The following is a 23,728-nucleotide window of genomic DNA, read 5'->3' as shown; positions in this document are numbered from 1 at the left end:
CACCGGCGCGCGGGACGGGATGCCTGTGGGAGCCGACCCTGTCGGCTATAGGTGCTTGCCAAACCTGGCCCGCTGCCGCGGTATCGCCGACAAGGTCGGCTCCCACACGGGGTTTCCGTGTGAAACACCCTTACCCGGGAAGGGCCAAAAAAACGCCGCCGGTGGACTCCTGTCCACCGACGGCTTGATCCGGCGTCTTCAAGGTTCGTGGATCGCGAGTTGCTCGCTGGATCCCGATCTCCATGTCGCACCGGCGAGGCCGACATCCTGTCGCCTCATCAGGTCGATCGTCCCCACGACCGACCTGGGCTCACCGTCTCTCGACGGCGGCTCCCCCACATCGATAATGGGATCGTAACGAAGCGTTCATCCACCCGGTATCGGAAAATTTCCTATGTTGCTTCCGATACTTGTGCTGCGAAGCAGCACGCGAAGGTGAAGTCCTACCGGCTCCGGACGGATGCGGAAGAGGCCGCCGAGGGCCGTGATCCGGTCGCTCATTCCCTGCAATCCACGGCCGCCGCCATCGGTGCGGACGGGGCGCGGCGTGGAGGGCAGGCCGGCCCCGTCGTCGCGGATGTCGAGGATCGCCACCGGCCCACTGTCGCGCAGGCCGATACGCAGGCGCAGCTTCATCTGACGGGCGCCGGAGTGCCGCACCACGTTGGTCGCGCTCTCCTGGACGACACGGTAGATGGCCGTCAGGGTGTCGTCGTCGAGCAGGCGGGGATCGCCCCTCAGGTCGGTCACGTAGTGGATGCCCGCGGCGGTGAGCATGTCGCGCACCGGGCCTTCGTCGAGGGCGCGCAACAGGCCGAATTCGTCCAGGACCGAGGGGCGCAGGCTATCGAGCATCTTGTGCAGGGCACGGCGCATATGGCCGAGGATGCCGTTGATCGAGGTGCCGATGTCTTCCAGGCCGGCGCTGCCGAGCCTGGCCTGGGCCAGTTTCAGGTGGGTCTGGATCGCGGTGAGGTTCTGGCCGAGTTCGTCGTGCAGTTCCGCGGCCATGTGACGGCGCAGGTTTTCCTCCGCCTGAAGGTTGCCGCGCGCGGCGTCGCGCAGTTGCCGCGCGAGCTGGTCCAGTCGCTGGTTGGCGGCGGCCAGGTGGGTGTTCTGCTGGGCCACGCGCTCGCTGCTGCGGCGCAGCGCATCGGTCGCCGCACCGAGCATCAACGTGCCCGTGCCCGCCACGGCCAGGAACAGGTGGGCGGCCGCCGTGGGCGCCCCGCGGCCGATCATGTCCTCGGTGACGTTCAGTCCCACGCTGGTGATCAGCATGGCCAGGCCGGCGCCGCGCCAGCCGTGGCGGAACGCGAAGAACAACACCGGCGCCAGGGAGAGGACCCGGGCGAACTGCGGTTGCGGCGAGTATTCGGCGAGCGTGATCAGGATGGCGAGCGAGGGCAGCATCACCAGCAGGCCGTCGAGCAACAGCTCGCCCATCGCCGCTTGGGTGGGCCGCTCGCGAAACGCCAGGATCATGACCGGCACCACCAGCAGCACGCCCAGGTAGTTGCCGAGCAGGTCGCTGCCGAAGGTGGTACCCAGCATCTCCACCGGGGCGGCGGGATGCATGGAGGCCATCATCGCGGCGTTGCCGGCGGTGGCCACCGTGGCCGTGACCATGGCCGAGAGCAGCAGGCGGGCGACGTCCTCGGGCGTATTGAGGCTGGCGTGCAGGTGCGCGCGACGCAGCAGCCACAGGCAGGCGGCCACCATCAGCGGCTCGGGAGCGTCGCCCAGGACGAAGCCCGCGCCCCCGATCGGCAGGCCGCTGCGCCATTCGCAAAAGGCGCTGGCGGCGATCTCGGCGCCGAGGATCCAGAACCAGTGGCGCGTGCGCATCAACAGCAGCGCGCCGAAGCGCAGGCCGAAGGGCAGCACCCAATAGGGCTGCTCGGTCGGCCACAGCATCACCCACGCCGCGGCGTACGCGAGCGCGAACAAGGGGCCGGCGAAGCGTGAAAGACCGTGTAGTCGCATTGGCGGCAATGTTACACGGCGGATGCGCGGAGCCGACGGCGGCGATCGGGCCGTACGCACGCGTCGGGAGAGCCTGCTACATTCTGCCCATGCCAAGAATCGTCCTTGTAGATGACCATGCCATCGTCCGTGAGGGTTTCAAGCGCCTCATCGAGCTGGAACCCGACCTCGACGTCGTCGCCGAAGCCCGCAACGCCGACGAGGCGGTGGACGCTGTCACCCAGCATCGGCCGGACCTGGTGGCCGTGGACCTGTCCCTGCCGGATGGCAGCGGGCTGCCGCTGATCGAGCACCTGGGCAGCATCGCCCCGGGCATGAAGATCGTGGTGCTGAGCATGCACGACGGCGAGCCCTACGTATCCGAGGCGCTGCGCCGTGGTGCCCGCGGCTACGTGACCAAGGGCGTGGCGCCCGAGGAACTGGTGGCGGCGGTGCGTTCGGTGCTCGGCGGCGACCAGTACCTGAGTTCCGACCTGCGCGAGCGTCGCTCGGGCCGGCCCACGACCGACCTGGACCCGTTCAATCGCCTGACGGCCCGTGAACGGGAGGTCTTCCTGCTGCTGGCCGCCGGACGCGCACCGAAGCAGGTGGCCGCGGAACTCGGGATCGGGCAGAAGACGATCTACATCCACCGCGCGGCGGTGATGAACAAGCTCAACGCCGGCTCGGAACTGGACCTCTACCGCATGGCGCAAGAGCGCGGCCTGATCCGCACCTGATCACCCCTGGGCGCGATCCAGCATCTTCTTCGCATGCGCCCGGGTCTCCTTGGTGATCTCCACCCCCCCGAGCATGCGGCTGAGCTCGTCACGCCGTCCGGCGGCATCGAGCGAGTGGATGCGCGTGCGCGTGGCCTCGCCATCGCTCTCCTTCGCCACCTGCAAATGCGAGTGGCCCTGGGCGGCCACCTGCGGCAGGTGCGTCACGCAGAGCACCTGCACGCGCTCGCCGAGGGCGCGCAGCTTCTGGCCGACCACTTCGGCGACCGCGCCGCCGATGCCGGTGTCCACTTCGTCGAAGATCATGCAGCCGATGTTGTCGTTGCCCAGCGTGGCGACCTCGATGGCGAGGCTGATGCGGGCGAGTTCGCCACCGGAGGCGACCTTGCGCAGCGGACGCGGCGGCTGCCCCGGATTGGCACTGACCAGCAGTTCGCAGCGCTCCCGTCCCTGCGGATCGGGCTCGTCGCCCTCGGCGCGTTCCAGCGAGACTTCCAGCCGTCCACCGGCCATGCCCAGTTCGCCCATCAAGCCGGCGACCGTGGCGCCAAGGCGTGCCGCGGCCTCGGCGCGTGCCGTCGACAGGGCGGCGGCGGCGGTGTCGTAGGCCTGGCGCAGGCGGTCGCGTTCGCGACCGAGGCGGTCGAGCGCGTCGCCGGCGCCTTCGAGTTCGGCCAGGCGCTCGCGGACCTCGTCGGCCTTGGCCGTGAGTTCGGCGATGGGCAGGCGGTAGCGGCGTGAGAGATCGTGCAGATGGGTGAGGTGGGTATCCACCTCGGCCAGCCGCTCGGGATCGAGTTCGACATCCTGTGCGTAGCGGCTGAGGCCGTCCACGGCTTCGCCCACCTGAATCTGCGCGCTGTCCAGGAGTTCCAGCGTCGGCGCGAGCGTGGCGTCGAGTTCGGCCAGTCGCGACAGTTCCGCGTGCGCGCGGAGCAGGGCGCGGCCGATCGCGAACTCGCTTTCACCATCCAGCATCTCGACGACGCCGTTGGCGCCCTCGGCGAGGCGGCCGGCGTTGGCGAGACGGCGGTGCTGTGCTTCGAGGTCTTCCAGCGCGGCCGGGGCCAGCGCCCAGCGGTCGAGTTCCTCCAGTTCGTGGCTCAGCAGCTCGATCTGGTGTTCGCGGTCGTCGCCACCGGAGAGCGTGCGGATACGCGCCACGGCGTCGCGCCACGCCTTGGCCGTTTCGCGTACCTGGGCCAGCAGCGCTTCGTTGCCGGCATACGCGTCGAGCAGGGCCATCTGGTGCTGGCGCGAGAGCAGGGCCTGGTGCTCGTGCTGGCCATGGATCTCGACGATCAGCGCGGCCAGCGCCGACATCTGGGCGAGGCTGGCCGGACGGCCGTTGATCCAGCCACGCGAGCTGCCTTCGGTGCGGATCACACGGCGGAGCTGGCAGGTCTGCCCGTCGTCCAGTTCTTCCTGGCGCAACCAGTCCAGGGCCTCGGGCAGGCCGGTCAGATCGAATTCCGCGGCCAGTTCGGCGCGGTCGCTGCCGGCACGGACCATGCCGCTGTCCGCGCGGGCGCCCGCCAGGAGCATCAGCGCATCCACCAGCAGGGACTTGCCGGCACCGGTCTCGCCGCTGACCACGGTGAGGCCCGGCCCGAAGGCGACCTCGGCTTCTTCGACGACGGCGAACTGGCGGACGTAGAGCGAGGTGAGCATGGGCACGGGAGTGGCGAATGGAATCGCGCCGATTGTAGCGGCAGCGGCGTCGCAGAAGCCGAGACTTGCAAGCGGAGCGGCTAGACCTTATTGATAGCCCGAGGATCCGACCCCCTTCCCATCCAGTCAGGCGCATGAATCCGTTTTCCGGTCACGACATCGATGCTCGCGCGCGCCGGCTGCTGCGGACCCTGATTTCCCAATACCTGTCCGATGGCGAGCCGGTCGGCTCACGCACGCTGGCGCGGTCCTCCGGCCTGGAAGTCAGCCCGGCGACGATCCGCAACATCATGGCCGACCTCGAGGATGCCGGCCTGGTGGCCTCGCCGCACACCTCGGCCGGGCGTATTCCCACACCGCGCGGGCTGCGCCTGTTCGTCGACAGCCTGCTCGAACTCAAGCCGCTGCCGCGCGACGAGATGGCCCGCTTGCAAGGCGGCCTGCCGCCACACCAGACGACCACCCGCGACCTGCTCGGCAATGTCTCGAACCTGCTCTCGGCGATGACCCATTTCGCCGGGGTGGTCACCGTGCCCCGCCAGGGCGATTTCCCCCTGCGCCACATCGACTTCGTCAACCTGCCGGACGCCCGCGTGCTAGTGATCCTGGTGTTCTCGGACAACCAGGTGCAGAACCGTGTCGTCCAGCTGGCCCGTCCGCTGGAAGGCTCCGACCTGGAGCAGGCGGCGAACTACCTGAACGCCCAGTTCGCCGGGTTCCGCCTGGCCGATATCCGTGCGCACCTGGCCGCGGAACTGCGCGAGGAGGGCGGCGAGATCAACCGCCTGCTGTCCAGCGTGGTGGAACTGGCCACCGCCTCGTTCTCCGCCGACGAGGACGCGGACGATGTTCTCGTCAGCGGCCAGACCAACCTGATGGGTTATTCGGAACTGGCCGACATCGACCGGCTCCGCGATCTCTTCGACGCCTTCCAGCAGAAGCGCGACCTGCTCCAGCTCATGGAAATGTGCGTCAAGGCCCCTGGCGTGCGGCTGTTCATCGGCGAGGAGTCCGGATTCTCGGCCCTCGACGGCTGCAGCATCGTCACCGCCACCTATGGCACGAGTGGCCGCATGCTCGGCGCGATCGGAGTTATTGGACCGACGCGTATGGCATATGAGCGGGTGATCCCGGTGGTCCAGGCCACCGCTGGACTGCTCAGCGACGCCTTGAATCGCGCCGCGGCGACCTCATAAACCGCCACGGGAGGCGGGTTTACTATTTCCCGCGAATGTTCGGCCCCTCCATGGAGCGGGTCGGTAAGCTGACATTTGGAGTACGCATGCATAACAACGATCCCCACGTGCCGGATCCGGTACAGGACGGCGGCACGGCCGGCAACGAGAGTGTCAATGCCGACTTCGACGCGCTGACCGCGAAGCTGGCCTCGCTCGAAGCCGAGCTGGGCCAGGCGCGCGAGACGGTCCTGCGCGAGCGGGCGGAGATCGAGAACCAGCGCCGCCGTCTCCAGCGCGACCTGGACAACGCCCGCCGCTTCGCCAACGAAAAACTGCTGGGCGAGTTGCTCCCGGTGTACGACGGCATCGTGCTTGGCCTGGCCAACGAGTCGGCCGATGCGAAGGCCCTTCGCGAAGGCCTCGACCTGACGCTGAAGCAGTTGGAAAAGGTGATCCAGAGCAACGGGCTGAGCGTGATCGATCCGCTGCACAAGCCGTTCAATCCGGAACACCACCAGGCGATCAGTTCGGTCACCTCGAACGAACACGCACCGGGCACGGTGGTCGCGGTCGTGCAGAAGGGCTTCGTGCTCAACGATCGCCTGCTGCGCCCGGCGCTCGTCGCCGTCGTCGGCGATCACTGAATGAAAACCCCGTGTGGCGCGGTTTTCGCGCAGGCGGGGAGTCTCACCAGGCATTGAATCGATGGGGCCGGGCCCCATTTTCAAACACAGTCGCGGCCGCGGGGGCCGCTTAGCAATTCGGAGCAACTTCAATGGCCAAGATCATCGGCATCGACCTCGGTACGACCAACTCCTGCGTCGCAGTGATGGAGGGTTCGACCGCGCGTGTCATCGAGAACGCGGAGGGCGATCGCACCACGCCGTCCATCGTCGCTTTCACCAAGGACAGCGAGGTCCTGGTCGGTGCGCCGGCCAAGCGCCAGAGCGTCACCAATCCCAAGAACACCTTCTACGCGGTGAAGCGCCTCATCGGCCGCAAGTTCACCGACGCCGAGGTGCAGAAGGACATCAAGATCGTGCCGTACAGTATCGTCGCGCACGATAACGGCGATGCCTGGGTGCAGACCGCCGACGGCAAGAAGATGGCGCCGCAGGAGATCTCCTCGAAGGTGCTGATGAAGATGAAGAAGACCGCCGAGGACTTCCTGGGCGAGTCGGTCACCGAAGCGGTCATCACCGTGCCGGCATACTTCAACGACAGCCAGCGCCAGGCCACGAAGGATGCCGGCAAGATCGCCGGCCTCGACGTCAAGCGCATCATCAACGAGCCGACCGCGGCCGCCCTGGCCTATGGCCTCGACAAGACCGACGCGCGTGACCGCAAGATCGCCGTATACGACCTCGGCGGCGGCACGTTCGACGTGTCGATCATCGAGATCGCCAACGTCGACGGCGAGAAGCAGTTCGAAGTGCTCGCGACCAACGGCAACACCTTCCTGGGTGGCGAGGACTTCGACAACCGCGTCATCGATTACCTCGTCGAAGAGTTCAAGAAGGAGCAGGGCATCGACCTGCGCCAGGACCAGCTCGCGCTGCAACGCCTGAAGGACGCCGCCGAGCGCGCGAAGATCGAGCTTTCCTCGGCCCACCAGACCGACGTCAACCTGCCGTATGTCACCGCCGACGCCTCGGGCCCGAAGCACCTCAACATCAAGCTGACCCGCGCCAAGCTGGAGTCGCTGGTGGAAGACCTGGTCAAGGGCACGATCGATCCCTGCCGCACCGCGCTCAATGACGCCGGCCTGCGCGTGTCCGACATCCACGAGGTGATCCTCGTCGGTGGCCAGACCCGCATGCCGAAGGTGCAGGAAGCGGTGAAGGACTTCTTCGGCAAGGAGCCGCGCAAGGACGTCAACCCGGATGAAGCCGTGGCCGTGGGTGCCGCGATCCAGGGTGGCGTGCTGGGTGGTTCGGTGAAGGACGTGCTCCTGCTCGACGTCACCCCGCTGTCGCTCGGCATCGAGACGATGGGTGGCGTGATGACCAAGCTCATCGAGAAGAACACCACGGTGCCGACCAAGGCCTCGCAGGTCTTCTCCACCGCCGACGACAACCAGACGGCCGTCACCGTGCATGTCCTCCAGGGCGAGCGCGAGCGCGCCAACGCGAACAAGTCGCTGGGCAAGTTCGACCTGCAGGGCATCCGCCCGGCGCCGCGCGGCACGCCGCAGATCGAGGTCACCTTCGACATCGACGCCAACGGCATCCTTCACGTGTCGGCGAAGGACAAGGACACCGGCAAGGAACAGAAGATCGAGATCAAGGCCGGTTCGGGCCTCTCGGAGGAAGAGATCCAGCGCATGGTCGCCGACGCGGAAGCCAACCGCGAGGAAGACAAGAAGTTCCACGAACTGGTGCAGGTGCGCAACAAGGCCGACCAGCTCGTGCACGCCACGCGCAGCCAGCTGAAGGAACACGGCGGCAAGATTCCGGCCGAGCAGCTCGCCGGTATCGACAACGCGGTGTCCGAGCTGGAGAAGCTCAAGGACAGCGACGACAAGACCGCGATCGAGGCGAAGATCGCCAACCTCGAACAGGTGGCGCAGGCGCTCGCGGCGGCGGCCCAGTCGGGCGGCGCGCAGGACACCGCGCAGCAGTCCGCGCCGGGCGGCGGTTCGGCCCAGCCTGACGACGTGGTCGACGCCGAGTTCACCGAGGTCAAGGACGACAAGAAGTAAGTCGTCCTGCTAAAGCGATGCCATGCCGCGGCCAGAGCGTCCGCGGCATGGCAAGGGTCAACCGGATCGATCGCGCCGAAGGGTTTCCCGCCGGCGCGTTCGTTCGTCCAGGGAAAGCAAGCGTGCAATGAGCAGCAAGCGCGACTACTACGAAATCCTCGGTGTGGAACGCACCGTGAGCGAGGGCGACCTCAAGAAGACCTTTCGTCGCGTCGCGATGAAGTATCACCCCGACCGCAATCCGGAACCGGAAGCGCTCGAGAAATTCAAGGAAGCCAAGGAAGCCTACGACGTACTCTCCGACGCGCAGAAGCGCGCGGCGTACGACCAGTACGGCCATGCCGCCTTCGAGGGCGGTGGCTTCGGTCGTGGCAACGGTGCCGGCTTCGGCGACGTGGGCGACATCTTCGGCGATATTTTCGGTGACATCTTCGGCGGTGGCGGCGGACGCCAGCGTACGCGCCGCGGTGCCGACCTGCGCTACATGATGGATCTCGATCTCGAGGAAGCCGTGTTCGGCGTCGAGAAGAAGATCGAGGTGCCCACCCAGGTCAATTGCCATCACTGCAACGGCACGGGCTCGGAGGACGGCAAGGTCTCCACCTGTTCCACCTGCGCCGGCCATGGCCGCGTGCGCATGCAGAACGGCATCTTCTCCATCCAGCAAGCCTGCCCGACCTGTCATGGCTCCGGCCAGAAGATCGACAAGCCCTGCAAGAAGTGCCACGGCGAGGGTCGTCTCGAGGAAGAGCGCACGTTGTCGGTGCGCATTCCGGCGGGCGTGGACAACGGCGATCGCATCCGCCTGACCGGGCAAGGTGAAGCCGGTCCCGCGGGTTCGCCGGCCGGCGACCTCTACGTGGAAGTGCGCGTGCGCGAGCACAAGATCTTCCACCGCGACGGTTCCGATCTCTACTGCGAAGTACCCATCCGCTTCGCGCAGGCCGCGCTCGGTACCGAGCTGGCCGTGCCGACGCTCGAGGGCGAGGTCCCGGTGAACGTGCCGCCCGAAACACAGACGGGCCAGCAATTCCGCCTGCGCGGACGCGGCGTCAAGTCGGTTCGCGGTGGCCGTACCGGCGATCTCATCTGCACCGTGGTGGTGGAGACACCGGTCCGCCTCACGAAGGAGCAGCGCGACCTGCTTACCCAGCTGGAAGCCACGTTCGTGGGCGAGGAAGCGGCGAAGCACACGCCGCGTTCGAACACCTTCATCGACGGCGTCAAGGACTTCTGGTCACGCGTCACGTCGTAACCGACGATGGCGGCAGGAGCGCAATGGCGTGCTCCTGCCGCTCGTGACCCGCCGGCTTACTCGGCCCGCACCCACTCCTGGCTGCGCCCGATCAGCGAGAAACCCACGTATCCGTGGACGTCGAGGGTTTTTCCGCCGTTCTCCAGCTTGAGCGTGACCTTGTAGATCTTGCCCTTGGCCGGGTCGAGGATCTGGCCGCCGGACCACTCGTCGCCATCCTTCTTCAGGCCCCACATGATGGTCATGCCTTCGATGGGCTTGTTCTTGCGCTCGCCATCGCACTCGGTGCAGAGCGGATGCGGGCCGTGGTCGGACTTGAGCACCTGGATCACCTTGCCCTCTAGCAAGCCGCCGTTCTCGGTGATCTCGACGATGGATTTCACTTCCTTGGTCTTGTCGTCGATCGTCTTCCACTTGCCCACGGGCGAGTCGTTGGCGGCCAGGGCGGGGAGGGCGCTCGCGGCAAAGGCGAGGGCGACGGCGGTGCGGATCAGAGGCTTCATAGGCTCGGGGACTCCCCATACGGTCAGGTACGGCCGGAGCCTGACGACCGCCGCGACGCCCGTCAAGCTGCATCGCGCCAGACCGTGCCGGGGCCCACGCTGGCATAATGGCTGATCTTCGATTTTCCTCACGTGTCCCCATGACCCAGCCCAGCGAAACCCTCGTCCGCGGCATCCTCGACCGCGTTATCGATCCCCATTCCGGGCAGCCCCTGGGCGCGTCCCTGCGCGCCGTCGGCGTGGACGGAGACCGCGTATCTGTGGATATCCAACTGGGTTATCCGGCCACCGGGTACCTGGAGCAGGCGGCGCACGACGCCAGGGACGCCCTGCAGGTGGACCCGGCCATCGCCTCGGCAGCCGTGTCGGTCAGTTGGCGCGTGCACCCGCACAAGGTGCAGGGCCAGCTGGCACCGTTGCCGGGCGTGAAGAACATCATCGCCGTCGCCTCCGGCAAGGGCGGCGTGGGCAAGTCCACGGTGTCGGTGAACCTGGCCCTGGCCCTCGCGGCCGAAGGCGCCACGGTCGGCATCCTCGACGCTGATATCTACGGGCCGAGCCAGCCGCGCATGCTCGGCCTCAGTGGCAAGCCGTCGTCGCCCGATGGCAAGAGCATCGTGCCGATGCGCGCCCATGGCCTCCAGGCGATGTCGATCGGCGTGCTGATCGAAGAGGACACGCCGATGATCTGGCGTGGCCCGATGGTCACCCAGGCGCTCATGCAGCTCCTGACGGACACCCTCTGGGAAGAGCTCGACTACCTCATCATCGACCTGCCGCCGGGTACCGGCGACATCCAGCTCACGCTTTCGCAGAAAGTGCCGGTGTCCGGCGCGGTGATCGTCACCACGCCGCAGGACATCGCCCTGCTCGATGCACGCAAGGCGCTCGGCATGTTCCGTAAGGTGGAGGTGCCCGTCCTCGGCGTGGTGGAAAACATGGCCACCCATATCTGCTCGAACTGCGGGCACGAGGAACATATCTTCGGCCACGGCGGCGGCGCCCGCATGGCGCAGGAAGCCGGCATCGCCTACCTCGGCGACCTGCCGCTGGACATCCGTATCCGCCAGCAGGCGGACGACGGCAAGCCCACCGTGGTCGCCATTCCCGACTCCGACCTTGCCGCGCGCTATCGCGCCATCGCCCGCACCACCGCCGCGAGGCTGTCGCTGCAGGCGCGTAACAAGGCCATTTCGTTCCCGAAGATCGTCATCCAGAACACCTGACCGCCGACGCCCAAGTGGCGTGCACGGCAACGTTCCTATACCTTTCCGGCTCCAGCGAGGGAGACAGTAAGTGAGCATCAAGTCCGACAAGTGGATCCGCCGCATGGCCGAGCAGCACGGCATGATCGAGCCGTTCGCCCCTGGCCAGGTCAAGGAGCGCGACGGCCACCGGCTGGTGTCCTACGGCACGTCCAGCTACGGCTACGACGTGCGTTGCGCCGACGAGTTCAAGGTGTTCACCAACATCAACTCCACGATCGTCGATCCGAAGGCCTTCGACGAGCGCAGCTTTGTCGACGTCAAGTCCGACGTCTGCATCATTCCGCCCAATTCCTTCGCGCTGGCGCGCACGGTTGAGTATTTCCGCATCCCACGCCAGGTGCTCACGATCTGCCTCGGCAAGAGCACTTACGCGCGCTGCGGCATCATCGTGAACGTGACCCCGCTCGAACCCGAGTGGGAAGGCCACGTGACCCTGGAGTTCTCCAACACCACGCCGTTGCCCGCAAAAATCTACGCCAACGAGGGCGTGGCGCAGATGCTCTTCCTCGAGTCCGACGAGGAGTGCGAAGTGTCCTATGCCGACCGCGGCGGCAAGTACCAGGGCCAGCGCGGCGTCACCCTGCCGAGCACCTGAACGCGGCCTTCACGTCGCATCCGCGCGCGACATCGGCGCGCGGTAGACTCGCCCATTCCACGCCATACCGATCCACGGAGACACCGCATGATCCGAGTTCCCACCCTGATGGCCCGCGCCGCCGCGGCGCTCCTCCTCGCCAGCATGCTGGTGCTGGCCGGCTGCCATCGTGGCGCCTCGAAGTCCGACCACGTCGCGACCGAGCAGGGCCAGTTCGACTACACCATCAAGGCGTACAAGAGCGGCCAGTTCATCGTCGATGGCGCGGTACTTTCCGCCGCCGACACCGGTAGCCACTTCGCCTACCTGAAGGACCAGGGCAAGCTGCCGAAGACGGTGCTCGTGCTGCCCAGCGACGATTCCAAGATCCGCGACAACCACCTCGGATTCCTCGCCCGCATGCAGCTGGATTACGGCTTCGCGGTGTACTACGACAAGAAGGGCGAACTGGTTCGCCTGAACGCCGTCGAGGAAAAGGCCCGCCAGCTGGAGGACACCCCGCACAAGGCCGCCTTGCCGGATCGCATGCAGGGTAAGGAAGCCTCCAGCGGCGCCTACGACCCGCAGACGCAGCAGTAAGCAGCCTCGCGTGGCCTCGAAAGGCCCCGTCACTCCCGCCTCGGCGGGTAGTGCCGGGGCCTTTCCGCTGTCTGTGTGACGGGCTACCGTCCAGCGGCCGGCTAGGAAAGACCCAGCCGCGCCCTGAGCGCTTCCACCCGCCGTGCCGCGTCGCCGTCGGCATAGGCCTCGGCCGCGCCGTGCCCCCAGACGGGCCCTGGCCATGCCGCGTCGCCTTCGACCCGGGCCACCACGTGCACGTGGAGCTGGCGGACGATGTTGCCCAGCGCGCCGATGTTGAGCTTGTCGCAGGGCGCCACCGCGCGCAGGGCATCGCCGGCGGCGTCCACTTCGCGCCACAACGCCGCGCGGTCGTCCGGCGGAAGGTCGGCCACCTCCACCATCGCGCTCCGGCGCGGCACCAGTACCAGCCAGGCGTAGCGGCTGTCGCGCATCAGTAGCAGCCTGCACAGGGGCAGGTCGCCGACGGGCAGGGTGTCGCCGTCGAGGCGCGGGTCCAGTGCGAAATCCTGGCTCACTTGAGTTCGCGGGCGAAGAAGGCCAGGGTCCGCTCCCAGGCAAGCTTCGAACTCGGCTCGTCATAGCTGGCGCGGGCGTCGCAGTTGAAGCCGTGGTCGGCCGGATAGACCCAGGTATCCATTTCCGGTTTCAGTTCGCGGTGCTTTTCCACCATCTCCGGCGGGATCGAATGGTCGCGCTCGCCGAAGTGGAAGATCACGTTGGCCTTGGCTGGTTCGGACAGGAAGGGGACGTCCCTCGAACCGTAGTAGCTCGACGAGGGCAGGCCGAGGCGCAGGGCGGCCAGCAGGGCCACCGTGCCGCCCCAGCAGTAGCCGACCGTACCCACCTTCACCTTGTATTGGTCGGCGACGAGACGGGCGGCGATGGCGGTGTCCTGCATCGGCCGGAGCAGCCCCAGTTCGGCGACCAGCTTGCCGCCTTTCTGCATGCCCTCCTGGTCGTAGCCCAGTTCCACGCCTTTCTGCACGGGGTCGAACAAGGCAGGCGCGATGGCGACATAGCCCTCCGCCGCGAAGCGGTCGGCTACGCTGCGGATGTGCGCGTTCACGCCGAAAATCTCCTGGATCACCACGATGCCGCCCTTGGGCGTGCCCGAGGGTTCGGCAAGGTAGGCGTCCATGCTTTCGTGCGGGCGGGAGGTGTCGAGGATCAGGGTGCGGCCCATGGGGCGGATCTCCATCGGTGTGGGATAGGGAACGCGAAGGTTAACCGGGAGCCCGTGTCGGCGTCGTGCCCGGGTGCCCCGCCGGGCTTGCCGTTCCGCATGGGGCTATAATGCGCGGTTTCCTCTCTCCGGTACCCACGGCAATGTCCCAGGCCGCTCCCAAAGTCGGTTTCGTCAGCCTCGGCTGTCCGAAGGCGCTCGTCGATTCCGAACGCATCCTCACCCAGCTCAAGGTCGAAGGCTACGAGATCGTCCCCAGCTATGGCGAAGCGGATGCCGTGGTGGTCAATACCTGCGGATTCATCGATTCCGCCGTGCAGGAATCGCTCGACGCCATCGGCGAGGCCTTGCACGAGAACGGCAAGGTGATCGTCACCGGTTGCCTGGGCAAGCGCGAGTCGCTGATCCGCGAAAGCTATCCGGACGTGCTCGCGATCTCCGGTCCGCAGGACTACGCCAGCGTGATGAGCGCCGTGCATACGGCCTTGCCGCCCACGCGAAACAAGTTCATCGATCTCGTGCCCGACACGGGGGTGAAGCTCACGCCCAAGCACTACGCGTACCTGAAGATCTCCGAGGGCTGCAATCATCGTTGCAGTTTCTGCATCATCCCTTCGATGCGCGGCGACCTCGTCAGCCGGCCGGTCGACCAGGTGTTGCTCGAGGCCGAGAAACTGGTGAAGGGTGGCGTGAAGGAGCTGCTGGTGATCTCGCAGGACACCAGCGCCTATGGCGTGGATGTCCGCTATGCCGAGCGCGAATGGCGGGGCAAGGCCTATCGCACGCGCATGACCGAACTCTGCCAGGGCCTTTCGGAACTGGGCGCGTGGACGCGCCTGCATTACGTCTATCCGTATCCGCACGTCGACGAGGTGATGCCGCTGATGGCGGAGGGCAAGATCCTTCCGTACCTCGACATTCCGTTCCAGCACGCCAGCCCACGCATCCTCAAGCTCATGAAGCGCCCGGGTAATGTCGACAAGACGCTGGAGCGCATCCAGAACTGGCGTCGCCAGGTGCCCGATCTCACGATCCGCAGCACCTTCATCGTCGGCTTCCCCGGCGAGACGAACGAGGAGTTCCGGGAACTGCTCGACTTCCTGCGCGAGGCGGAACTCGACCGCGTGGGTGCGTTCGCCTACTCGCCGGTGGACGGCGCGAAAGCCAACGATCTGCCCGGACAGATCGACGAGGAATTGAAGGAAGACCGCCTCGAGCAGTTCATGGCCGTGCAGGCGGAGATTTCCGCCGCGAAGCTGCAACGCAAGGTCGGTAGGACGATCAAGGTGCTGGTCGACGAGATCGACGCGGAAGGTGCCTGGGGCCGCTCCAGTGCCGACGCACCGGAGATCGACGGTGCCGTGCGCATCGACGATGGCCAGCTCCTCAAGCCGGGCCAGTTCGTCGACGTGGTCGTGGAAGAGGCCGACGCACACGACCTCTACGGCCGCCTGGCCTGAGCCATCATGCGGCACGTGGCGCCGACGCGGGATGCGCTGGACCGGCGCGTGCTGGCGTCGCCGCCGCTGTCGCACTGGTCGCACTGGTCGCGCTTCGCTAGTTTCGTCGAAGGCGTGGCATGGCCGGATGTCGAGTCCCTGAACGGCCTGTGGCCCGGCCCGTCGGGCTTTCGCTTCGCGAGGCAGGACGCCGCGTTGCTCGCCGACGGATTGCACTATGAGGAACGCATCGCGCGCCTAGGCGCCATCGCCACGCGGCCGGACAACTGGCACGATCTCTTCAACGCTTTCGTCTGGTTGCGCCACACCGCGCTCAAGCGCGCATTGAATGCGCGGCAGATGGCGGAAATCGGAGTGATGGGGCCACGCGAACGTTCGCGTCCGCAATGTGCGCTCACGCATTTCGACGAAGCCGGATTGATCGTGACACTGCGCGATACGGCCATGCTGGACGCATGGGATGCGCACGACTGGCATCGTCTGTTCTGGACACATCGCGAGGCATGGTCGAATGGTGAAGCGCGTGTCGATGTCTTCGGCCACGCCTTGCTTGAGCATGCGCTCACGCCGGGAAAGCTGCTGGTGGGCAAGGCACTGGTGATGATCGGCGAGGGGGATGCCATCGCGTATTGCGCGGAAGCGATCGCCGCCGGTGTCGTTCTGCGCGATCCACAGGAACTCCGTCCGCTTCCGGTATCCGGTGTTCCGGGATGGCATCCCGAGACCGGGAACGAGGCCTTCTACACGAGCGCGCCATGCTTCCAGCCGCTGCGCCCCGGCCGCGTCTACCCGCCACCGCTAGGGCTTCGATAGCGAAGTTTTCTGTGTGCGGGAGCCGCTTCGTGTGCGTGTGTGGGAGCCGTTTCAGCGGCGTAATTGGCCGACCCTGGTGGGAGCCGACCTTGTCGGCGATCCCGCGGCAGCGGGCCAGACTGAGGCAAGCACCCATCGCCGACAAGGTCGGCTCCCACCAGTCTTCCAGCAGTCTATCGCAGAGGCTCTTACACCAAGCCGTGGTCCCGCGCGTACTCGCCTAGCAGGCTGTCGTGGTCCACGCCCAGCTTGCGCATGGCATCGCGCTTCTGCCGGCTGATCGTCTTCACGGACTTTCCTTCGCGGTCGGCGATCTGCTGGAGCGACATGCCGTTGACGAACATGCGGATCACTTCCGTCTCGCGCGGTGACAACGGCGCACCGGGCATCGCTTCGGAGGCGTCGTCCGCTTCGTTGAGGATGTCGAGCAACGTCTCGCTCAGGTAGGTTTCGCCGTCCGCCACGGCGCGGGCGGCGGTCGCCAGTTCGTCCATGGGGGCGCGTTTGTCCACGATGCCGCGCACGCCCCGGTTGAGCATGGACTGCAGCGCGGCGGGGCGGTTGATCATCGTCAACACCACCAGCGCGAGTTGCGGATACTCCTTCACGATCGTCTCGATCAGGGCGAAACCGTCGTCTTGCCGATCGCTCGGCATGAGAAAATCCGTAATAACGACGTCGCAAGGACGCTCGCCGAGCATGGCCAGCAACTCGTCCGCGGCCTTGGCCTCGCCCACGACGTCGATGTGCGCGTTCCGCAGCGCAAGGGCGCCGCCGACGAGAACCAGGGGGTGATCGTCTGCCAGAATGACCTTCAGTGGCATGCCTTGTGTTCTCCTTGTTTCATTACACACAGCGAACTTCGAACCGATTATGCCCATGATGGTTCCCCTGACGAAGCCTGCGATGTGATCCGACGCCTGATCCTGCTTTTCCTGGTCTGCCTGGCCGGCCCCATCAGGGCCGCGCCGGACGGCTCGCTTTCGCGTGAAGACGCGAATTGGCTACGCCACCACCCGGTGCTCACCGTCGGCGCCTACCGCGAGGGTTACCCACCGTTCGAGGAACTACGCGACGGCGAGCTGGAGGGCCTGGGCCCGGATTACCTGCGCGAGATCGCCCGCGACCTCGGCGTGACCTTGCAGACCCGGGTCTATGCCACATGGCCCGACCTGCTCGCGGGCCTGGCCCGGGGCGAGATCGACGTCGCCACCTCGGTCACCCCGCTGGAACAGGGCATGCCGGGCATCCGCGTCGGCGCGACCTACTTCGAGTCCCTGCCTTCGTTGGTGGAGCGCGCGGACGCACCCATCATCCATCGGCCGGGTGACCTGCGCGGCAAGCGCCTGGCCGTGCACGCGGGCTACTTCGACATGGCGGCGCTGCGCCGTGAACTGCCGGAAACCACCCTCGTCGAGACGACATCCACGGCCGAGGCGCTGGCTCGGGTTCGCTCGGGCGACGTCACGGCGTATCTCGATAACCCTTATTCCGCCCGTGAATTCGTGGCCCGCCTGGGTTTCGAGCGCGAACTTCGCGTGGGCGCACCGCTGGCGCTGCCCATCAGCGCACTGGCATTCGCCGTTCCCGCCGACCGCGCGCCACTCGGCCATGCCATCGACCACGCGGTGGGCGAGTTGACCGCCGCCGACCATGGCCGCCTCCGCGCCCGCTGGGTCGGTCGCGATATCGCGCCACGACCCCGCCAGACCGACATCCCGCTCAGCGAAAAGGAAAAGGCCTGGCTGAATGCCTTGCCGCCATTGCGCCTGGGGGTGGACCCCAGCTATGCACCTTTCAGCCTGCTATCGGGTCAGGGCGAGGCGGAAGGCCTGGCGCTCGACTACGTGCGCGAGATCGCCGCCGAACTGGGCATCCGCCTGACGCAGGTGCCCAGCGAGAACTGGACGGGTACCGTCGACAGGGTGAAGCGCGGCGAGGTGGACCTGGTCGCCGCGATCAATCCGCAGAGCGCCACGTTTCCCTTCCTCGAACCCAGCGTCCCCTATCTCGACTTCCCGATCATGATCGTGACGCGCGAAGGCGCGCCGACCATGGCGGGCCGCGACGATCTTGCCGGCAAGCGCGTCTTCGGCAATGTCACCCGCGAACCGATTCGCCACCTGCTGGCACGCATTCCCAACGTGCAGGTCGTTCCTGTCGACACGGAGGCGGAAGGCATGCGCCGGCTGGCGGCGGGCGAGGGCGACGCCTTCGTCGGCAACCTGGCTTCGGTCGACTACCACATCCGCGAAACCTTCCTCGGCCAGCTGAAGGTGGCCGCGCCCACCGGAGACACCGAGGCCATCGCGGTAGGTGTCAGCCGCGACCTCGCTCCCTTGCTACCCCTGGTCAACCGGGTACTCGTCAATCTTTCCACGCACCGCCAGCAGGAGATCCGCAACACCTGGTTCGCATCCCACTACGTCGTCGGCCCGACCTGGCGCGAGGTCGCCGGTCGCGTGCTGCCATTCGTCGCGGTGCTGCTGATCTCGCTCGTCGCCATCAGCTACGCCTACCTCAACCTGCGCCGGGAAACCCGCCGGCGCGAGCGCACCGAGCGAAGGCTCGCCGAAGTGACGGGCCACGTTCCCGCGGTGGTGTATGAGGCCGTGCGCGGCACCGGCGGCGCCTATGCGATGAGCTACGTCGGTGGCGATCCACAGCGCATCCTCGGCATGGAACCCGGTGACCTGCTCGCCGGCGACGCGACGATGCTGGCCCCCGTGGCGGACGAGGATCGCGGAAGGCTTCGGGAAGCCTTCGAGCGATCCGCGCGCGAACTCACGCCCTTGCACGTGACGGTGCGCGCTCAGGTCGGCGGACGTGTCCGTTACCTCAGTTCGGATGCCGTGCCGCTCGCGGCGGCCGACGGCAGCGTGCGCTGGAACGGCTACTGGGTGGACGTCACCGCGCAGGAGCTGGCCGCGCGCGGGCTGGCCCACGCACGCGACGAGGCGGAGGCGGCCACGCAGGCGAAGAGCGACTTCCTCGCCACGATCAGTCATGAGATACGCACGCCGATGAACGGCGTGATCGGCTTGCTCGACGTCCTCGAGCGCACGCCCCTCGACGATGGGCAACGCAAGATGGTGTCCACGATCGAGCACTCCGCCGAGGCGTTGCTGCATATCCTCGACGACGTCCTCGATTTCTCCAAGATCGAGGCCGGCCATCTCACCCTCGACCCGCAACCCTCGGACTTGCGTGCGATCGTCGAAGGAGCCGTCGCCATCCTGGCGGCCCAGGCGGAGGCGAAGGGCCTCTCGCTGCGCGTGCATTTCGATCCCGCCCTGGCGCCGGCGGTCGTCGTCGACGACGGTCGCCTGCGCCAGGTCCTGCTGAACCTGATCGGCAACGCGATCAAGTTCACCGCCCGCGGCGACGTGGCCGTGGAGGTACACGTCGACGAACGGCACGGTTCACGCCAGCGTCTGCGCATCGTCGTCGCGGATACCGGTATCGGTATCCATGCCGCGAAACTGCGTCACGTCTTCGCACCGTTCAGCCAGGCCGAATCGTCGACGACGCGGCGTTTCGGCGGAACAGGCCTGGGGCTGAGCATTTCCCGGCGCCTGATCGAGCGCATGGGTGGGCATATCGCCCTGGACAGCGAGCCGGGCCATGGCACGGTCGTGTGCGTGACGCTGGAAGTCGCCGTGGCCGATGCGCCTCGCGTGCCCGACGAAGCCGCTTCACCGGCATCGCTCCCATCGTCGGGCGAGCCGGACAAGACACGCATCCTGTTGGCCGAGGATCATCCGGTGAACCAGGAACTGGTGCGCGTGCAGCTGGCCTTGCGCGGCTATCGCTGCGACATCGTCGACGATGGCGTGGCCGCGCTCGCCGCCCTCGAACTCGCCGATTACGACCTGCTCCTGGTCGATTGCCACATGCCGCACATGGACGGCTACGCGGTGGCGCGTGAAGTACGCCGGCGTGAAGCGGGAACCGGGCGCCACCTGCCCATCGTGGCGATGACCGCCGACGCGCGCGCCGACCAGCGCGATATCTGCCTTGCGGCCGGCATGGACGACCTGCTGCGCAAGCCCATCCGCTTGGAAGCTTTCCATGCGACGGTCGCTCACTGGCTCGCCAGCGCCGGGCAGGCCTTGCCCGCGATCGACATGGACCGGATGCGCCGGGCGTTCGGCTCGGACGAGAACGTCGCCCGGGTGATACGTGCCGGCGTGGACGCCACGCGCGAAGCGCTGTCGCGCTTGCCCGACGTGCTCGACAGGGCGGGCCGCGAGGAAGTCGCAGGATGGATACACCATGTGCTCGGTGGCGTGAACGTATTCGGCTACTCACCCGTCGGCGAGGAAGGCGAACGCCTCGAACGGGCGCTCCGCGAAGGTGCCGAGGTCGACATCATCGCCGTCGACACCTTCGCGTCCCGCGTGACGCGATTCGCCGACGGCCTCGAACAACTCGCTCGCTCAGTCGTAGTCGACGGCGATCACGGCGAAGCGGGTACGGCCGCCCGGTAGTTCGGCGTCGAATTCGTCGTCCACGCGTTTCTTCAGGACGGCGCGGGCGAGGGGCGAATCGATGCTGATCCAGCCGCGTCGCGCGTCGGTTTCGTCGGGCCCCACGATGCGGTAGCGCACGGTGTCGCCGGTGTCGACGTTTTCCAGCTCGATCGTCGCGCCGAAGAAAACGGCATCGCGCTGTGAAGGTGCCGCCTCCACCACCTTGAGCACGGGAATGCGCTTGCTGAGGTAACGCGCCCGGCGGTCGATCTCGCCGAGCTGTTTCTTCCGGTAGGTGTATTCGGCGTTCTCCGAACGGTCGCCTTCGGCTGCCGCGGCGGCGAGTGCCTTGACCACTTCGGGCCGGACCGTGTGCCAAAGGTGGTCGAGTTCGGCCTTCAGGCGTTCGAAACCTTCGCGCGTGATGATCGCCGTCGACGACGGCGAGGGCGGACGCCAGCGGCTCATGGAGAGACTTTCCGTGTCGGCGTCAGCGTGGCCAGCAAGGCCTCGATGTCGCGCGCGAGCGGATGCTCCGGATGATCGGCAAGGAGCCGGCGCGCCAGGGCCGCGGCTTCCGCGAACTGGCCGAGACGATCGTGCATGCGCACGGCCAGCAGGCCGTAGTGCGGCGCACCCATGTCGCGCGGCCAGCGACGCATGTAGCCCTCGGCCAGGTGCAGCGCGAGCCGTGACATGCCGCCGTGGGCCGCGGTGTCGGCAAGCGGCCCGCAGGTGACGGTATCGTCGGGAAGAAAGGACGGATCGACGTCGAGGCAATCCTGCACCACGCCGAGCGCCCGTCGCGACTCGCCGCCGACGACCAGCGCGGCGATCCATATCTGCCCGTGCACGAGCAGTTCCGGCAGCCGTCCCTGCACACGCAGCAGTTCGCGGTAACGCAGGTGCAGGCCGGGCGGGGCCAGGCCCCCGCGCAGGCGTTCGGTGAGGATGTCCGTGGCACCGGGAACGTCGTCCCGGGCGATCAGGTTCACATGCGAAAGCAGTGCGCTGTCGTCGTCGGGCTCCGCCACGGCGGCGATCGCCATCGACTCCGGCTGGTAGCCGAGCACCTCGTGCTTGTGGTGGATCAGTGCACCCATCAGGTGGAAATTGTAGACGGTGAGGTAGTTGGCGACGAGGTAATAGCCCAGCGTGCCGAAGAACGTGGGGCCATGATCCTTCATCGCGTACTGGGCGGCGGCCTGGAGCAGGCTGCTGGCCAGCATGATCGCGAACAGCAGGAGGTAGCTGCCGCCGAGGCGTCCGACCGCCTGGACCCAGATGGTCGGATTCAAGGCGGCGCCGACGCCGTCGAAGGTCAGCGACATCGTGATCACGGGCAGCACGAAGGCGAACACTAGCGAGACGAGCAGCCCCGGTACGCCGAAGAAGATCGGCGCGAGCACCGCGATGGCGTTGCCGGTCAGCTGGATCAGGATCAACGCGATGCTGGTCCCGTCTCGCGTATGGATCGCCATCTCCGGCGGATCGGCGTAGCCGTCGGCGGTGTGACGCAGGCATTCAAAGGCATACGTGTAGAGAGCCATCCAGCCGATGCCGATCACCAGCAGCTTCAACCCCGTCACCGGCAGGAAGGCGATCGCCTCGAACAGCGTGATGGCGCCGATCGTGAGCGGTGCCGCGCCACGCATCGGATAACGCCACCCGATGCGGATACGTTCCGCGAACGGCGTATCGGCATCCGCCAGTTCGTGGCGAGGCACGTCTAGCGCTTCCCGCCGAAGATGCTGCCCAGGATGCCGCGCACGATCTGCTGGCCCGCGCGCGAGCCCGCGGTGCGCACCATGGATTTCGCCATGGTCTCGATCATGCCCTGGCGGCGCTTGGTGCCGAAGACGGCATCGCGCACGGCGCCGCCCCAGCCACTGTCGCCATCGCCGTCCTTGCCGTCCGCCTTCACGGGTGGCGCGTCGTCCGCGCTCTTTTCGCTGGCGCGGGTGGCGAGGCGTTCCTGTGCGGAGTCGCGGTTCACGAGGGTGTCGTACTTGCCGCCCACGGGCGAGCGCGAGCGAACGGCGGCTCGCTCTTCCGCCGTGATCGCCCCGATGCGGCACACGGGTGTCGCCACCAGCACCTTCTGCACGGGCGAGGGCACGCCGCCGTCGCCGAGCGTGGAGGCGAGGGCCTCGCCGGTGCCCAGCGTGCCGATCGTCTCCACGACATCGAGCTTGGGATTGCGGGCGAAGGTCTCGGCGGCGGCCTTCACCGCCTTCTGGTCGCGCGGCGTGAAGGCGCGCAGCGCGTGCTGCACGCGATTGCCCAGCTGGCCGAGGATCTCGCCCGGCACGTCGTCCGGGTTCTGCGAGCAGAAGTACACGCCCACGCCCTTGGAACGGATCAACCGGACCACTTGTTCCACGCGCTGTCGCAACGCCGCCGGCGCGTCGTCGAAGAGCAGGTGGGCCTCGTCGAAGAAGAACACCATCTTGGGTACGTCGAGATCGCCCACCTCGGGCAATTGCTCGAACAGTTCCGACAGCAGCCACAGCAGGAAGGTGGAGTACAGCCGTGGCTTCAGGATGAGCGTGTCGGCGGCGAGCACGCTGATGACGCCGCGGCCACTCATGTCCTGGCGCATCAGGTCGGCCAGCTCCAGCGCCGGCTCGCCGAAGAACGAATCGGCTCCGTCCTGTTCCAGCTTCAACAGCGCCCGCTGGATCGCGGCCACGCTCTGCGCGCTGATCAGGCCGTAGCGTGCGGAGATGTCCTTGGCGTGTTCCGAGGCGAAGCCGAGCATGGCGCGCAGGTCGGCGAGGTCGAGCAGCAACAGGCCTTCGTCGTCGGCGACACGGAAGACCACCTCCATCACGCCTTCCTGCGTGTCGTTGAGTTCCAGGATGCGCGAGAGCAGGGTGGGGCCCATCTCCGACACCGTGGCACGCACGGGATGGCCCGACTTGCCGTAGATGTCCCAGAACACCACCGGGTTGGCCTGCGGTTTCCAGTCGGTGAGCCCGAGTTTCGCCAGGCGGGCCGCCAGCTTCTCGGAGGGCGCGCCGGCCGCCTGGGACAGGCCGGCCAGGTCGCCCTTGGCGTCGGCGAGGAAACAGGGCACGCCCAGCTTCGAGAAGCCCTCGGCCAGCAGCATCAGGCTGACCGACTTTCCGGTGCCGGTGGCGCCAGCGATCATGCCGTGGCGGTTGCCGTAGCGGGAGTCGAGTTCGACGGCCGTTTCGTCGTTCCGGCCGATCAGGATCGTGGTCATGGCTTCATCCTTAAGAATGTCCTGAACAAGTGTACGCAACGATGCGCCGTTACGGAGAAAAGTCGCGCCTGCCGCTTGAGTCCCGGAGGCCCCGGCAGTAACGTGGCCGGCAT

Annotated in this window: 20 protein-coding genes; 11 read left to right on the top strand and 9 right to left on the bottom strand. The window is 67.0% G+C overall.

Going from position 1 to position 23,728, the window contains the following annotated elements:
- Window positions 1–366: 366 nt before the first annotated feature.
- Window positions 367–1,986 carry an MASE1 domain-containing sensor histidine kinase gene (locus ACR9ZJ_RS08250; RefSeq protein ID WP_481280758.1) on the bottom strand — a complete coding sequence of 540 codons (1,620 nt, stop codon included), beginning with the start codon at window positions 1,984–1,986 and terminating at the stop codon, window positions 367–369.
- 89 nt (window positions 1,987–2,075) lie between these two features.
- Here ACR9ZJ_RS08250 and ACR9ZJ_RS08245 point away from each other — a divergent pair, with 89 nt between their 5' ends.
- Window positions 2,076–2,705, top strand: a complete 630-nt coding sequence (locus tag ACR9ZJ_RS08245; protein ID WP_371024859.1) for a response regulator — start codon at window positions 2,076–2,078, stop codon at window positions 2,703–2,705.
- On the opposite strand, the gene recN is transcribed toward ACR9ZJ_RS08245, so the two are convergent.
- Window positions 2,706–4,376, bottom strand: coding sequence for a DNA repair protein RecN (gene recN, locus ACR9ZJ_RS08240; RefSeq protein ID WP_481287489.1), 1,671 nt, complete (start codon window positions 4,374–4,376; stop codon window positions 2,706–2,708). It abuts the gene before it with no gap.
- Between the two features lie 134 nt (window positions 4,377–4,510).
- Between recN and hrcA the strand changes: the two genes are divergently transcribed.
- The 4 genes from hrcA to dnaJ all read left to right on the top strand — a co-directional run bounded on the left by hrcA (window position 4,511) and on the right by dnaJ (window position 9,510).
- A complete protein-coding gene (hrcA, locus tag ACR9ZJ_RS08235) occupies window positions 4,511–5,572 on the top strand; it encodes a heat-inducible transcriptional repressor HrcA (RefSeq protein WP_481287488.1) in 1,062 nt (353 codons plus the stop codon).
- A gap of 86 nt (window positions 5,573–5,658) precedes the next feature.
- The gene (grpE, locus tag ACR9ZJ_RS08230; protein ID WP_481280755.1) at window positions 5,659–6,198 is read left to right on the top strand and encodes a nucleotide exchange factor GrpE; all 540 of its coding nucleotides are present in this window, start codon (window positions 5,659–5,661) and stop codon (window positions 6,196–6,198) included.
- A 131-nt stretch (window positions 6,199–6,329) separates the two neighbouring features.
- The gene (gene dnaK / locus ACR9ZJ_RS08225) at window positions 6,330–8,255 is read left to right on the top strand and encodes a molecular chaperone DnaK (protein WP_481287487.1); all 1,926 of its coding nucleotides are present in this window, start codon (window positions 6,330–6,332) and stop codon (window positions 8,253–8,255) included.
- Window positions 8,256–8,382: 127 nt separating this feature from the next.
- On the top strand, window positions 8,383–9,510 hold the full coding sequence (dnaJ, locus tag ACR9ZJ_RS08220) for a molecular chaperone DnaJ (protein ID WP_481280753.1): 1,128 nt from the start codon (window positions 8,383–8,385) through the stop codon (window positions 9,508–9,510).
- A 56-nt stretch (window positions 9,511–9,566) separates the two neighbouring features.
- Here dnaJ and ACR9ZJ_RS08215 read toward each other — a convergent pair whose 3' ends face one another.
- Window positions 9,567–10,013, bottom strand: coding sequence for a DUF2147 domain-containing protein (locus tag ACR9ZJ_RS08215; RefSeq protein ID WP_481280752.1), 447 nt, complete (start codon window positions 10,011–10,013; stop codon window positions 9,567–9,569).
- A 140-nt stretch (window positions 10,014–10,153) separates the two neighbouring features.
- On the opposite strand from ACR9ZJ_RS08215, the gene apbC reads away from it, so the two are divergent.
- From apbC to ACR9ZJ_RS08200, 3 genes are all read left to right on the top strand, one after another.
- On the top strand, window positions 10,154–11,239 hold the full coding sequence (gene apbC / locus ACR9ZJ_RS08210; RefSeq protein ID WP_481287486.1) for an iron-sulfur cluster carrier protein ApbC: 1,086 nt from the start codon (window positions 10,154–10,156) through the stop codon (window positions 11,237–11,239).
- Window positions 11,240–11,309: 70 nt separating this feature from the next.
- Entirely contained in the window at window positions 11,310–11,876 is a 567-nt protein-coding gene (gene dcd / locus ACR9ZJ_RS08205) for a dCTP deaminase (RefSeq protein ID WP_036114141.1), read from the top strand.
- 87 nt (window positions 11,877–11,963) lie between these two features.
- A complete protein-coding gene (locus tag ACR9ZJ_RS08200) occupies window positions 11,964–12,455 on the top strand; it encodes a hypothetical protein (RefSeq protein WP_481280750.1) in 492 nt (163 codons plus the stop codon).
- Window positions 12,456–12,556: 101 nt separating this feature from the next.
- On the opposite strand, the gene ACR9ZJ_RS08195 is transcribed toward ACR9ZJ_RS08200, so the two are convergent.
- Both ACR9ZJ_RS08195 and ACR9ZJ_RS08190 read right to left on the bottom strand, forming a co-directional pair.
- On the bottom strand, window positions 12,557–12,973 hold the full coding sequence (locus ACR9ZJ_RS08195; RefSeq protein WP_481287485.1) for an HIT domain-containing protein: 417 nt from the start codon (window positions 12,971–12,973) through the stop codon (window positions 12,557–12,559).
- The gene (locus tag ACR9ZJ_RS08190; protein WP_481287484.1) at window positions 12,970–13,641 is read right to left on the bottom strand and encodes a dienelactone hydrolase family protein; all 672 of its coding nucleotides are present in this window, start codon (window positions 13,639–13,641) and stop codon (window positions 12,970–12,972) included. Before ACR9ZJ_RS08190 ends, ACR9ZJ_RS08195 begins: the two co-directional genes overlap by 4 nt.
- A 143-nt stretch (window positions 13,642–13,784) precedes the next feature.
- Here ACR9ZJ_RS08190 and rimO point away from each other — a divergent pair, with 143 nt between their 5' ends.
- Together rimO and ACR9ZJ_RS08180 are read left to right on the top strand one after the other, a co-directional pair.
- Entirely contained in the window at window positions 13,785–15,101 is a 1,317-nt protein-coding gene (rimO, locus tag ACR9ZJ_RS08185; RefSeq protein ID WP_481287483.1) for a 30S ribosomal protein S12 methylthiotransferase RimO, read from the top strand.
- A gap of 6 nt (window positions 15,102–15,107) precedes the next feature.
- Window positions 15,108–15,914: a DUF3025 domain-containing protein gene (locus tag ACR9ZJ_RS08180; RefSeq protein WP_481287482.1), complete on the top strand. Its 807-nt coding sequence runs from the start codon at window positions 15,108–15,110 to the stop codon at window positions 15,912–15,914.
- Between the two features lie 188 nt (window positions 15,915–16,102).
- Here ACR9ZJ_RS08180 and ACR9ZJ_RS08175 read toward each other — a convergent pair whose 3' ends face one another.
- Window positions 16,103–16,738: a response regulator gene (locus ACR9ZJ_RS08175; protein ID WP_481280744.1), complete on the bottom strand. Its 636-nt coding sequence runs from the start codon at window positions 16,736–16,738 to the stop codon at window positions 16,103–16,105.
- Between the two features lie 84 nt (window positions 16,739–16,822).
- Here ACR9ZJ_RS08175 and ACR9ZJ_RS08170 point away from each other — a divergent pair, with 84 nt between their 5' ends.
- Window positions 16,823–20,404, top strand: a complete 3,582-nt coding sequence (locus tag ACR9ZJ_RS08170) for an ATP-binding protein (RefSeq protein ID WP_481287481.1) — start codon at window positions 16,823–16,825, stop codon at window positions 20,402–20,404.
- Here the strand turns inward: ACR9ZJ_RS08170 and greB are convergent.
- From greB to ACR9ZJ_RS08155, 3 genes are read right to left on the bottom strand one after another with little or no spacing between them, the layout of a single operon-like run.
- On the bottom strand, window positions 20,354–20,854 hold the full coding sequence (gene greB, locus ACR9ZJ_RS08165) for a transcription elongation factor GreB (protein WP_481287480.1): 501 nt from the start codon (window positions 20,852–20,854) through the stop codon (window positions 20,354–20,356). The genes ACR9ZJ_RS08170 and greB overlap by 51 nt on opposite strands.
- Window positions 20,851–22,113, bottom strand: coding sequence for a hypothetical protein (locus ACR9ZJ_RS08160; protein WP_481287479.1), 1,263 nt, complete (start codon window positions 22,111–22,113; stop codon window positions 20,851–20,853). Before ACR9ZJ_RS08160 ends, greB begins: the two co-directional genes overlap by 4 nt.
- Before the next feature lie 2 nt (window positions 22,114–22,115).
- Window positions 22,116–23,615, bottom strand: coding sequence for a helicase HerA-like domain-containing protein (locus ACR9ZJ_RS08155; protein WP_481287478.1), 1,500 nt, complete (start codon window positions 23,613–23,615; stop codon window positions 22,116–22,118).
- Between the last annotated feature and the right edge of the window lie 113 nt (window positions 23,616–23,728).

It is taken from the genome of Luteibacter sp. KNZ12-1A (genome assembly GCF_056755675.1).
Note: the sequence above shows the minus strand (reverse complement) of the source record. Positions and strands in the feature narration are given on the sequence as shown.